Source organism: Paraburkholderia sp. BL10I2N1 (genome assembly GCF_004361815.1).
Classification (GTDB): Bacteria; Pseudomonadota; Gammaproteobacteria; order Burkholderiales; family Burkholderiaceae; genus Paraburkholderia.
On the sequence record NZ_SNWA01000002.1, the window covers coordinates 2532935 to 2545282 of the forward strand.

Annotated in this window: 11 protein-coding genes and 2 pseudogenes; 9 read left to right on the forward strand and 4 right to left on the reverse strand. The window is 60.0% G+C overall.

The window, feature by feature from the left end; translation table 11 throughout:
• Positions 1–66: 66 nt before the first annotated feature.
• Entirely contained in the window at positions 67–828 is a 762-nt protein-coding gene (locus B0G77_RS33695) for a carboxymuconolactone decarboxylase family protein (protein ID WP_133666131.1), read from the reverse strand.
• A gap of 406 nt (positions 829–1234) precedes the next feature.
• Here B0G77_RS33695 and B0G77_RS33700 point away from each other — a divergent pair, with 406 nt between their 5' ends.
• The 5 genes and pseudogenes from B0G77_RS33700 to B0G77_RS33720 all read left to right on the forward strand — a co-directional run bounded on the left by B0G77_RS33700 (position 1235) and on the right by B0G77_RS33720 (position 6407).
• Positions 1235–2212, forward strand: a complete 978-nt coding sequence (locus tag B0G77_RS33700; RefSeq protein ID WP_133666132.1) for a LysR family transcriptional regulator — start codon at positions 1235–1237, stop codon at positions 2210–2212.
• A 72-nt stretch (positions 2213–2284) separates the two neighbouring features.
• Positions 2285–3125, forward strand: a pseudogene (locus B0G77_RS33705) (oxidoreductase).
• A gap of 116 nt (positions 3126–3241) precedes the next feature.
• Positions 3242–4219: a LysR family transcriptional regulator gene (locus B0G77_RS33710; RefSeq protein ID WP_133666133.1), complete on the forward strand. Its 978-nt coding sequence runs from the start codon at positions 3242–3244 to the stop codon at positions 4217–4219.
• Positions 4203–5117 carry a LysR family transcriptional regulator gene (locus B0G77_RS33715; RefSeq protein WP_133666134.1) on the forward strand — a complete coding sequence of 305 codons (915 nt, stop codon included), beginning with the start codon at positions 4203–4205 and terminating at the stop codon, positions 5115–5117. Before B0G77_RS33710 ends, B0G77_RS33715 begins: the two co-directional genes overlap by 17 nt.
• A gap of 189 nt (positions 5118–5306) precedes the next feature.
• Entirely contained in the window at positions 5307–6407 is a 1101-nt protein-coding gene (locus tag B0G77_RS33720; protein ID WP_133666135.1) for a nitronate monooxygenase, read from the forward strand.
• Positions 6408–6505: 98 nt separating this feature from the next.
• Here the strand turns inward: B0G77_RS33720 and B0G77_RS44835 are convergent, their stop codons facing one another.
• Both B0G77_RS44835 and B0G77_RS44840 read right to left on the reverse strand, forming a co-directional pair.
• Entirely contained in the window at positions 6506–6628 is a 123-nt protein-coding gene (locus tag B0G77_RS44835; RefSeq protein WP_347814199.1) for an SDR family oxidoreductase, read from the reverse strand.
• 104 nt (positions 6629–6732) lie between these two features.
• Positions 6733–6870, reverse strand: a pseudogene (locus B0G77_RS44840) (SDR family NAD(P)-dependent oxidoreductase); the annotation flags it as partial.
• A gap of 435 nt (positions 6871–7305) precedes the next feature.
• Between B0G77_RS44840 and B0G77_RS33730 the strand changes: the two are divergent.
• The 4 genes from B0G77_RS33730 (at position 7306) to B0G77_RS33745 (ending at position 11422) form a co-directional block, all read left to right on the forward strand.
• Positions 7306–8034, forward strand: a complete 729-nt coding sequence (locus tag B0G77_RS33730; RefSeq protein WP_133666136.1) for a FadR/GntR family transcriptional regulator — start codon at positions 7306–7308, stop codon at positions 8032–8034.
• 540 nt (positions 8035–8574) lie between these two features.
• Complete coding sequence (locus B0G77_RS33735) at positions 8575–9654, forward strand: sugar ABC transporter substrate-binding protein (protein ID WP_133666137.1); 1080 nt, start codon at positions 8575–8577, stop codon at positions 9652–9654.
• Positions 9651–10652 carry an ABC transporter permease gene (locus B0G77_RS33740; protein WP_133666138.1) on the forward strand — a complete coding sequence of 334 codons (1002 nt, stop codon included), beginning with the start codon at positions 9651–9653 and terminating at the stop codon, positions 10650–10652. The genes B0G77_RS33735 and B0G77_RS33740 overlap by 4 nt, the downstream gene beginning before the upstream one ends.
• On the forward strand, positions 10652–11422 hold the full coding sequence (locus tag B0G77_RS33745) for an ATP-binding cassette domain-containing protein (protein WP_133666139.1): 771 nt from the start codon (positions 10652–10654) through the stop codon (positions 11420–11422). Before B0G77_RS33740 ends, B0G77_RS33745 begins: the two co-directional genes overlap by 1 nt.
• A gap of 98 nt (positions 11423–11520) precedes the next feature.
• On the opposite strand, the gene B0G77_RS33750 is transcribed toward B0G77_RS33745, so the two are convergent.
• Positions 11521–12309, reverse strand: coding sequence for an ABC transporter substrate-binding protein (locus B0G77_RS33750; RefSeq protein ID WP_133666140.1), 789 nt, complete (start codon positions 12307–12309; stop codon positions 11521–11523).
• Positions 12310–12348: the final 39 nt, after the last annotated feature.

A 12348-nucleotide genomic window follows, 5' to 3' on the forward strand; every position in this document is an offset into this window, starting at 1 on the left:
GTAAAGCGAAGACCCGCCCGCGATCGGGTCCTAATCTGCAGCGCGGGTAGTCCTTCCGGCGTCGTCTTATTTCCCGGCCGACGCCGCCAGGCTGTCTTCGAGCAGGGGTGTCCCGATAAGCGCGCCGTGAATGCCAATGACGCTCACGATCTCCAGCACTTCCATGATTTCGTGCGCGGTCGCGCCGTGCCGGATCGCGTTGCGCATATGCGTTTTGATGCCCGGCTTGTAAAGGTGGGTGGCCGCGGCATCCAGCGCACAGAGCACGAGATCCTTTGTTTTTGCGTCAAGCTTGCCGGTGCGCCAGGGGATCGCGGAGAATTCAAAGTAAGCTTCGAACATATCGGGATCAAGTGTGAGCAGCGCGCTCCATGACGCATCCCAATAGCCTTGTTCTTCGATGAACCGTCGCTTGAGCGCCTCCTGTCTATCGTCGAGAAGCGTCGCGCCATTCGTCAAACCTTCTTCTTCCAGAACCTCGAGCAGGATCGGAACCCCTACGTTCGATGCATGGATGCCGACTGTGCTGGTTAGCTCGAGTACTTCCATCAGTTCATCACGTGTGGCGCCGAATTCAATCGCCGCCTTGATATGTATCTGGATGCCAGGCGCGAACAGGTGCGTCGATGAGGCATTGACGGCAATGTAGATGAATTCTTTTACCTTGTTCTCAAGGTAGTTGTGCGTCAGGGGAACCGCCGACAGCTTCAGGTAGGCGTTCAGAAACTCGCAGTCCATGCGCAGGATGCTCTTCCATTGCGGAGCCCACGTATTTCGGACACGGATGAACTCATCTTTTATCGCTTGTTGCCTGACCGTCAGAGCCATGTCTATTCCCCAGATCGAGATTGATTAACTGGCATCCGCATGATGCTGTTGCGTTCGATAGTACCGGATTGAGTGCCGCGTTGCCGCGATTGACTGTTGCCGATGAGGCGAAACTGTCAAGCACATATGTACGTGGTGCAACGAAAGCTCGCGAGCGTTATCGAGAGAACGACGTGTTCAAGATGTCGGACATTCCGGATCGAGACGATAGTGGTCGTTGGCAATCGATTCGAGCGATACCCCTATCATCACAAACCGCGCGTGCCCTCCCTGAAACGTTGCTAAGCTTGTTCATAGGCGATGAGGCAATAGTCGGAGTGGAGTAAATTCCAGTTGAATTGATCGCCAGGGCCGGTTTGTGCAGCGGGCAGATCTTGCATTTGGCCTTTATCCGGTGAGGTAGCGGATGGACCAGCTCTATATGTTGAGGGCGTTCGTTGCGGCGACGCAGTATCGAAGTTTTAGCAAGGCGGCCGCCTCGCTCGGCGTAACAACAGGTTCAATCTCCAAAGCAATTGCGAAGCTGGAAGCCAGTATCCAGACCCGGGTGCTGCATCGCACGACGCGGTCCGTGACCCTGACCGAGGCCGCGCAGCCCTATTACCTCAGTTGCTGTCGCCTGCTCGAGGAGCTTGACGAAGCGAATCGCCGGATTACGAAGGAGAGGGATGTCGACAGCGGCAGGTTGCGTCTCGTCGTGCATCCGATGCTCGTGAGCGAGACGTTCTCCCGTTTCGTATCGAACTATCGTGCGGTCGCCCCCAGTGTGAATCTCATGGTGTCGGTGCAGGAAGGCGCCGTGAATCTTTACGACGGACTTTACGACGCGGCTATTCTGCCGCCACATCTGGTTGAGCAATCCGCGGTGGTCCGACGGACGCTGTCGAAATCGTCGAGGGTCATGGTGGCCTCGCCAGGTTATCTGAACCGATATGGCACGCCAACCCAGGCTGCCGGCCTCTCCGAACATTTTCTGTTATTGGACCGGCAATCCCGGCAGAAGGGCACAAACTTCATCGAGTTGCTAGAGGACGGGCGGCGCGTCAGCGTGTTGCCGATGTCGTCAATGGATGGCAATGAGGTCCTGTTACGCGCGGCCGCGCTGACCGGCACCGGCATTGCGGCGTTGCCTGAAGCAATGATCCGTGAAGACATCGCGATGGGTCATCTCGTTCAGGTTCTGCCGAAGTGCTCGACATGCGACGGAGGCGTGGAAATCTGTCTGTTCTATTCACACCGCGAGTGGCTACCCGTGCGGTTTCGGACCTTCGTCGATTTTTGTACGGAGTTCTTCCGGTTGAATGGTTCCACGCAAGCAGCAGATATGAGCGCTGTGGCGTCTCCTGCGCTTCAGCCCAAAGCGCCTCGATTCGCTGCGGTCTGATCCGGCAGGTCGTCAACAGGCGTGAACGATCTGCTTGCGCGGTCGTTTGCAAATATGAAGGAGTGTGCAGCGATGAACAAAGCTGCCCAGCGGGTGTTTTTGATCACAGGCGTTAATTCTGGCTTTGGCCGGGCGTTTGCTGAAGCTGCATTGGCCGCCGGCAACGCCGTCATAGGTACAGTCAGAAGCGAGGCCGCAAAAGCGGAATTCGAGAAGCTGCATGGAGAACTCGCTCACGGCGTGGTTCTCGACGTAACCGACTTTGCGTCGATTGAGCCAATCGTTAAAGGCGTCACGGAGCGCGTGGGGCCGGTGGACGTTCTCGTGAACAACGCTGGATATGGCCACGAAGGAACCCTTGAGGAGTCGCCGCTCGATGAACTGATTCGCCAGTTCAACGTCAACGTGTTCGGAGCCGTGGCGATGATCAAGGCGGTGCTTCCGTCGATGCGTGTGCGGCGCACGGGTCACATCGTCAACATCACATCGATGGCCGGCTTCGTGACATTCCCCGGTATCTCGTACTACAGCGGCAGCAAATTCGCTCTCGAGGGGATCTCGGAAACACTGGACAAGGAAGTGCGCGGTTTTGGCATCAAGGTAACCGCTCGCACCAGGTGCATTCCGGACTGATTGGGCCGGCCGTTCGATGGTGCGCGCGGAGCGGAGAATAGACGACTACAACCCCGTCTTCGACCCGGTTCGCCGGGCCCGCATGGCAAAAGACGGAAGGCAGGCAGGCGATCCGGCAAGGGCTGCACAGGTCCTGCTGGATATCGTCGAGATGGATAAGCCGCCGGTTCATCTGCTGCTCGGCAATGACGCGCTGAGCGTGGTCCGGGATAAGTTGTCTGTGCTGAGCACTGAAATAGACAAGTGGGAAACGGTTTCGAAATCGACTGAGTTCTCGTGACCAGATTGCGGGATGCCGGAGGTTGGTCTGCGAGCCTGCCGGTTGACCGCCGATTTCATCAAGTCGGACAATCTCGACAGGTATTGTCCCCGAGTGAGAATCTCACCGAGCGCGAAATGGACCTCTCATCGCTAGAAATTTTCTGTGCAGTCGCAACGCAGCGAAGCATCACCCGGGCGGCGCAGCATCTGGCACGGGTCCAGTCAAACGTAACGACACGGGTGAAGCTGCTTGAGGAGGAACTCAAGGTTCAGCTCTTCTCGAGAGACGGCAGGAAGATGACCTTGACGCCTGATGGGCACCGAATGTTCGCATACGCGCAGCGCCTGCTGTCCCTGGCTGAAGAAGCGCGTCAGGCAATGACGCCGGATCGACCCACGGGGCAGCTGCGAATTGGCGCGATGGAAAGTACCGCAGCGACGCGTCTGCCGGCGCTTCTTTCGTCGTACCATAGCAGATGGCCGCAGGTTCATCTGGAGCTTTCGATCGGTACGTCCTGCTCACTGGTCGACGAAGTGGCAAGCAGCCGGCTGGACTGCGCGTTTGTCGCCGAGGCGGGTTTCGATGGTTTACCGGAACCTGGCACAAGGTTTGCCGAGTGCGGATTGAAGGCAACATGGGCATACGCGGAAGAGATGCTGTTGGTGCTGCCGCCCAACCACCCTCCCGCAAGCCGGCCGGAGGACCTCAAGATAACGACACTGGCTGCATTTTCCAGAGGCTGCACGTATCGAAGCGTGCTCGAACGATGGTTGAGCACCAGGGCGTTTGAGGGAGACAATTACTGGAACGTGATGGAGTTCGGGTCATACCACTCGATCCTCGCGTCCGTCGCGGCGGGATCGTGTTTTGCGCTTTGCCCGAGGTCGATACTGGATTTGCAGCGCGCCCCGATCGATGTCCGGACTCAGGAAATTGCCGCGATCGACACCTGGCTGATCGCACGTTCGACGTACATCACCAGCGCATACGAAGCGTTGCTTCGATCCGTAGAGGCCCGACGGCACTTTCCATCGGGAGGTGGCATGGCTCAAGCGCCGCTCGACAGGAGCACGAATCGGATGTCATTGAAAGACCATGCAGCGCCAATTTGACGACCTCCTTCTGGGCAGTATCGAACTGTTCTGTCTTGCCGCGGAACTGGGAAGTTTCACGCTCGCTGCGACGGCTGCAAGCGTCACGCCCGCTGCGGTCAGCCGTTCAGTGGCGCGGCTTGAAAAGCGCCTGGATGCACGGCTGTTCGTGCGGACGACGCGGCAGATCCGACTGACGGACCTTGGAAAGCGGTACTTCGAGCAGTGCCGGCAGGCGCTGAGCCAGCTCGCGGATGCGGAGCGCGAAGCGACAGGGCAACAGACAAGCCCGGCTGGCGTCTTGCGAATCAGCATGCCAACGCCGTACGGTCACTATCGCGTTCTCCCTCTGTTGGCGGACTTCCGTGAGCGTTATCCCGATGTCACCGTCGAAACGCACCTGAGTAACCGAAACATCGACTTTGCGGATGAAGGCTACGATCTGGCGATCCGGGGTCGCGCTCCGCAGGATTCCAGTCTGATCGCGCGAAAGCTCGAGGATTCGGAGCTGGTAGTCGTGGCATCACCCGCGTACCTGCGCAGAGTTGCTGCCAGACTGGACACGCCGGACGATCTGATTAACCACGACTGCATCCAGTTCGAGTTGCCGAGTACCGGTCGCCACCTGGCCTGGGATTTCAAGCGGGATGGCGAATCGGTCGAGATGGTGACGCGCGGAGGGTGTGGCTCATCGGGCGATGCGCTTGCCGGGGTGACCCTGGCTCGACATGGGGCAGGGGTATTCCAGACCTATCGCTTCATTGTCGAGAAAGACATCGCGGACGGAACGCTCAAGGAACTGCTCAAGCCGTATGGGGGATGTTCGAGGCCGTTCATCCTGCTTTATCCGCACTCACGGCATCTGTCGTCGCGTGTGCGCAGTTTTGTGGATTTTCTGATGCAAAGACTGGGGACCTAGGCGGGCGATCAGACCGTTTCGACCAGTGGACTGTGAAGCATCGGGTCCGCCCGGTTTGTTCGCCAGGGCGAGCGAGACGTCCGCATATAAGAGACGGCTAACGAAGCCGGACTTCGACTGGCGTTGTGATTGACGGACAGGATCGGGTAGACGGCATTGGCGACAAACCCAATTTGAAGAGGAAGCGAGATGAGCAACCAGACGGACAAACGAGCGTTATTGCGTTTGCTGAACATCAAAAAGCCGATCATTCAGGCGCCAATGGCTGGCGTTAGCACGCCAGCACTGGCTGCTGCTGTATCCAATGCCGGGGGCCTGGGCTCTTTGGGCGTTGGAGCGATGAACGCTGAGGGCGCGCGTAAGATCATCAGGGAGACGCGGGCACTGACCGGGAAGCCTTTTAACATCAACGTTTTCTGTCATAGCCCTGCAGCGGCGGACGAAGCTGTCGATCGGCAATGGTTGAACTGGCTCGCGCCGCTGTTCGAAAAATACGGGGCTAAGCCGCCTGCGTCGCTGTCGGAGATCTATACGAGCTTTGTTGCGGACCCTGCCATGCTGGAGGTCTTCCTCGACGAGAAGCCAGCGATTGTCAGTTTCCATTTCGGTTTGCCACCCTCTGAAGTCATCGCTGACCTGAGAAAAGCCGGCATCAGGCTGTTGGCCTCGGCGACGAATCTGAAGGAGGCTGCTCAGGTTGCCGCGGCGGGTGCCGACGCAATCGTCGCCCAGGGCATCGAGGCGGGCGGACATCGCGGTATCTTCGACACGGATGCGTTTGACGACCGGTTGGGCACGTTTGCTCTGACTCGCTTGCTGGTTAAGGAATTCGATCTGCCGGTCATCGCCGCTGGCGGCATCATGGATGGCGCCGGGATTGCGGCGGCGCTGGCGCTCGGTGCTCAGGCCGCTCAGCTCGGAACCGCCTTCGTTGCCTGCCCGGAAACGTCGATCGACGAAGGTTATCGCCGTGCGATGCTTGGAGCCCCGGCGCGCCAGACAACCTTTACGGCAGCAATCTCAGGGCGAATCGCGAGAAGCATGGTGAACAGCTTCACCGAACTCGGTGACGATGCGCGGTCGCCGAAGCCGCCCGTGTACCCGGTCGCGTACGACGCAGGAAAGGCGCTTCACGCGGCAGCCAAAGCGAAGGGAGAGTTTGGATACGGTGCACAATGGGCGGGGCAGGCAGCCGCTCTGGCAAGGTCATTGCCTGCGGCTGAACTGTTCGCCCAACTGGAGAGCGAGCTGCAGGACGCTGTCAGACAGTTGCAGCAGTTTGCGGGCTAACGGGTCCTGCATGCCGCTATAGAGCGAGACGGAAAGTCGTCGACACGCCGGCTATCCCGCGCGTGTCGATCGCCTCAATGCACGCCTGTCCTTGCCGTTTACCCCTTGCGGAACATAGGCGCGCCCCGTGGTGCGCCGGTCATGCCACCGTCGACGACAATCTCCGCCGCCGTCGTTCCCGAAGCATCGTCGGACGCGAGGAAAAGCACAGCCGCGGCCACCTCTTCCGGGGTAGCGAGGCGAGCCAGCGGAATGCTGGGCAGGACGCCTCTTCGACCTCATCAATGGTCGCTCCGGCTCTTGCACCGCGCGTCCAGATCGGCGTGCGCGTGCCGCCCGGGATAACGGTGTTCACGCGGATGCCGCGCTGAACGAGTTCGGACGCAAATACCTTCGCCATCCCGGTGACGCCAGCCTTGGTGGTGGAATAAGCGGCGGTCCCCGGTGAGCCTGGCTCACGCATCACCGAACCATTCAATAGATTCTGTCCGCCTCGCTCGCGCTCGTCATGACGCAGGACGCCGTCGGCGCTGTAACGCGTTAAACGCACATTGCGGGACTGATTGTTTCCAGGTCGCACGCTCGCTTCGGTGGCATGCCTTAGGTCAAGAGCAAGACCGTGCGGTCCTGGACACCGCCAGACACATCCGCAGCCTCAGACATGGCACCGCGACGCCTCATCGTGAACAGGCACGACGGCGCCAACACCACATGTATCAGCTGACGAGCCAGGCGCATCGACCGGCGGGTGCCGCCAGAGGGCGCGTGCTATGCTTCAAAAACGCATCGGCGCTCATCGTGGCAGACCGGTATCCGCGTTGGCAACGGTGTATGTGCCGTTTCGAACGCTGCATAGGTCGGAGCAGAACTGAGCCGTGCGCGACCGCGATCTCTGACCATGGACTATCGTCATCTTCAAGAACGCAAGAGCATGCACGGCCGCATCGTGCAGGAACTTGGCATGAATATCGTGAGCGGCAAGTTGCAGCCGGGACAGCGGTTGCCTGCGGAAACGGTTCTGTGCGAGAGCTATGGTGTCAGCCGCCCGGTGCTGCGCGAGGCGACGCGCGTGCTGGTGGCAAAAGGACTGGTCGTGTCGAAACCGCGTGTCGGCAGTGTCGTGAAGCCGCGTGCGGACTGGCATATGCTCGACCCCGACGTCCTGTACTGGACAATCAGCAGCGTTCCGGAAGGCGAATTCTTCAGCTCGCTATTGACGGTGCGCCGCATCATCGAACCTGCGGCAGCGGCACTCGCCGCCACCGCGGCGACCAGCGACGAGGTTGCGCGCATCGCATCTGCCTATGACCGGATGGAGCACGCGCCAACCGCCAGCGCGCTGCTGGATCCGGACCTCGAGTTTCACCGTGCGATCATGACGGCAACACACAACGACATGCTGGCGTATATAGGCAACATGTTGTCGCTCGCCCTGTCGGAGTCGATCAAGCTGACGAGCCGCCACCCCGATACACATGCGCTGTCATTGCCACGCCACAAGGCGATCCTCACGGCCATCCAGAACCGCGATCCGCTGGGTGCGCGACACGCCAGTCTGGTCCAGCTCGAAAACGCCCGCGCGGATGCCGAGAGCATCCTGGAAGTCGGCAGCCACCACCCCGCGTAACTCTCCACAGCGGCCCGGCGCTGGCATCCGTCAGTGCGAATGTCGCGGCCCGTGATAGTAATACTATTAAAACGGCACATAGTGCAGATCGCTATCGGAAACGTTCGAGCCACCACCGGCGAACAGGTCCGCGACCGATCCCGCATTCGTGCTGCCGGCCGCAAGGCAAGGAAACACAAGCCGAAAGGAGCGCAGCGGGTGTGGCACAAAAGCGGTGAGGATTGCGCATCGGCGTTACCCGCGAGCGTGGTCTGCAACGACCGTCGCCCCGGAACTTGCTTCAATCATGCGGAAGTGCTGTCCGTCTGAATGCAGCTGTGATGAAGCGGCGTCCGGCAACGATCAAATAGTCGGACTAGTTAAGGGTATACATCGATTAATAGGCAAAAGTGCGTGATATAGCATTTTCCGCAGGGTCGTCAGGCGCACGCGCATGCACACGTGGTTCGTGAGGTGTGGTGATGCCCGGCACCGGCGCTTTCCCGGCCTGCGCCGTCATGCACAGCGAGTTATTCAATAACTGAAAGACTGGAGGATGACATGACGGAAGAGCAGGAAGGCAAGGGCGAAGTGCAGGTCATGCGTCGCGGATTGCTACAGGGTGCGGGCCTCGGCGCCGCACTGGCGCTGCTGGGCGGAGCGATTACGCCGGCACAGGCTGCGGAAGCGGGGCCGTTCCCGGACCACAAGCGCTGGAAGATCGTATTCGTGAACCATGTCACGACGAACCCGTTCTTCGTTCCGACGCAATATGGCATTCAGGACTCCACGGCTTTGCTCGGGATGGACTATCAATGGACCGGCTCGGCTAATGCTGACATTGCCGAGATGGTGAACGCCGTCAACGCGGCCATTGCCGGCAAAGCGGACGCCATCGCCGTGCCGATCGTCGACCCGAAGGCGTTCGACAAGCCGATCCAGGCAGCGCTCGACGCTGGCATCCCGGTATTCGCTTATAACGCCGATGCCCCGCAGGGCTCGTCGAATCCTCGTCTCTCTTACATCGGCCAGGATTTGTACCTGTCTGGCTATCAGATGGGTGAGCGCATCGTAAGCCTCGTCGATAGCGGTCTGGTTGGGCTCTTTATCGCGACGCCAGGCCAGCTCAACATTCAGCCCCGGCTCGACGGCGCGGTCGCGGCGATCAAGAAATCGGGCAAGAAGATCGACGTGCAGACCATCGCGACGGGTGCGACGGTCAACGAAGAACTCTCGAAGATCAAGTCCTTTTACCTCGGCCACCAGGACCTCAAAGGCATGTTCGCGGTCGATGCGGGCAGTACCCAGGGTGTCGCGGAAGTGATGAAAGAGTCCAACCTGCCAGCCAAGGGCGTGCATGGCGGCGGCTTCGACCTGTTGCCGCGCACGGTCCAGCTGATTCACGAAGGCTTCCTCGACTTCACGATCGATCAGCAGCCTTACGTGCAAGGCTTTTATACGGTGGTCCAGGCGTTCGTCTTCCTGTCGTCAGGTGGGCTTGTCGGACCGGCCAATGTCAATACCGGCCTGAAATTCGTGACTAAAGGCACGGTCGAACCCTACCTGAACACCTCGACACGCTATGAAGGCAAGAGCACGAAGCCTCAGATCGTGCCGCGCACGGGTGCGATCAAGGGGTGACGTCTTCTGTGACGGACACTAAAAAATCCAGCGGACGACCGGGACTCTGGTCCCGGTCGATCGTGCGGTCGAGCGAGATTCGCATCCTCGCGGTTGCGCTGATCCTCAGTGCCTACTTCGAGGCAGCCAACCATGATTTTCTGCTGACCGGGGCCAGCCTCCAGAACCTGTCGCAGTTCATCGCCCCGGTTGCGCTCATTGCCTTTGGCGAAATCATGCTGATGATTGGCGGGGAGATCGATCTCTCCGCCGGGATGGTCTTCGCGTTCGCGCCCTTCGTCATGCATTTCGCCCACGAGGCCGGCTTGCCCGCAGGGATCGCCTTGCTGGCCGGCGTGCTCGCGGCCGGCCTCGTCGGGTTCATCAACGGTGCCGTGACGGTGTACCTGCGGATCCCATCCTTCGTCACCACGCTTGGTACGCTGTTTTTCGTCAACGGCTTCACGTTGACGATTTCACGAGGCACACCGGTTTCACCCCCGGACAGTGCCGGTTTCGCGGCGTTCATGGGGGCGTGGGGCTACAGCGAAATCATCTGGGCGATCTCGATTGCCGCGGTCATGCACGTCCTGCTCCGGCATACGCGCTGGGGCTTGCATACGATTGCGTCAGGGGCGAATCCGCTAGGCGCGAGCGAAGCGGGTATCCATGTCAGGCGCCTGAAACTCGGCAACTTTGTTATCGCCGCGGTGCTCGCGGGCTTTACCGGAATTCTGGAGGGGTTCCGGATTTCTTCGATCGATCCGCAAGCAGGGGGCAACCAGATCATGTTCCTCGCGGTCGCCGCCGCGGTGATCGGCGGCACGCCACTCGCCGGCGGCTCGGGCACGATCATCGGCGGCCTGATCGGCGCAGCAGTCCTTGGCATTCTCAATGACGGGTTCACGCTGATCGGCATCAACGCCTTCACCTTCAACATGATTCTCGGCGCTGCGATCCTGGCTGCCATGATCTTCAACATCCACGTCGTTCGCCTGGCACGCAAGGGAGAGTTGTGATGTCGGACGTGCGGGAGGCGCTGCGCGGCGAAGATATTGTCAAGCGCTTTGGAGCGGTCACGGCACTCGATGGCGTATCGCTGACGCTCAGGCAGGGGGAGATCCTCGGCATCCTCGGCGATAACGGTGCGGGCAAGTCGACGTTGATCAAGATTCTCACCGGGTTTCATCAGCAGACGAGTGGCAGGCTTTTCCTGGGCGGCGAGGAGACGATGCTTCGCTCGGTTGATCACGCCCGCTCGCTTGGCGTTGAATGCGTCTACCAGGATCTGGCGCTGGCCAATTCCCTGAGTATTTATCACAACATGTTCCTGAATCGGGAGATCATCCGCCGGGGCCCATTCCGGCTGTTGAACAACCGCGCCATGCGTAGCCGGGCAGCGGAGTGTCTCGAAGAGATTGGCGTGCATGTGCCGTCGGTCGATCTGCCGGTCGAGCAGCTCTCAGGTGGTCAGCGACAAGCCATTGCAGTTGCGCGCGCCGTCAATTCGAACGCAAGGATTCTGCTGCTGGACGAACCACTCGCGGCGATGGGCGCCCGCGAGGCGGGGCTGATCATCGATCTGATCTTGCGGCTGAAGGCAAAGGGCGGTTTGTCCATCATCATGATCATGCACAACTACGCGCAGACGCTCGATATTGCGGACCGTGTCATGCTGATGCAGCGAGGGCGCGTGACGTATCAGCGGGAGGCGGCGAGCACGTCGGTTGAGGAGCTGATGGATATCGTGCGGCGTGAATATCGGGCGATGCGGACGATGGGGCGGTGAGGGGGTAGCAGATCTGTTCGAGCCAAACAGGGACCGACGGACGGCGAAGCTGACCGTCTGGCCCCCGGTTGATCAAGGCGGCGGGCGCTGAGGCCGGCTCACTTCGCGCCGTAGATATCGAAGTCGAAGTACTTCCTGTTGATCCGTGCGTAGGTTCCATTCGCGAGCACGGCAGCCAGTGCCTGATTGAATGCATCACGCAACGCGACGTCTTCCTTGCGAAGGCCAAGACCGTCGCCAGGGCCGAAATACTTCGGATCGTCCAAAGCCGCGCCGGCAAACCTGTAGTCCTTGCCCTCGGGCTTGTTGAGAAAGCCTTCGCTCGCTTCTATCGATGCCTGAAATGCCGCGTCGAGCCGTCCCGAGATCAGGTCTGTGTAGACCTGATCCTGGTTCTGGTAAGAGACAATCTGCACGCCCGCCGGCTCCCACTTCGCTCTCGCGTAATCCTCCTGGGTCGAACCCTGTTCGACGCCGACGCGCTTGCCCTTTAATGAAGCGGCGGTGGGCAGCAGACCGGAGTCGCGCTTGACCACCAGCCGGGCCGGTGCGTTCGAGATCTTGTTCGTGAACGCGATCTGCTGCATGCGCTTCGGCGTGATGCTCATCGACGACGAAATCGCGTCGAACTTTCTCGCCAGCAGTCCGGGGATCATTCCGTCGAAGCTGGTTTCAACCCATACGCACCGCGCACGGAGTTCCGCACACAGCGCGTTGGCGATATCCACGCCAAAGCCGGTCAGCTTGCCGTCTGGCGTTTTGAACTCCAGCGGCGGGTAGGTTGGATCGACCGCCAGCCTGATTTCCTTACCGGACCAATCGGCGGCACTTGCGCCACCGGTCAACATCATCAGAGCGAACGGGATCGCCGCGAGTGTCTTCTTCATGTGATTCTCCTGAATGTCGTTTGTTGAACTGCCTGTATC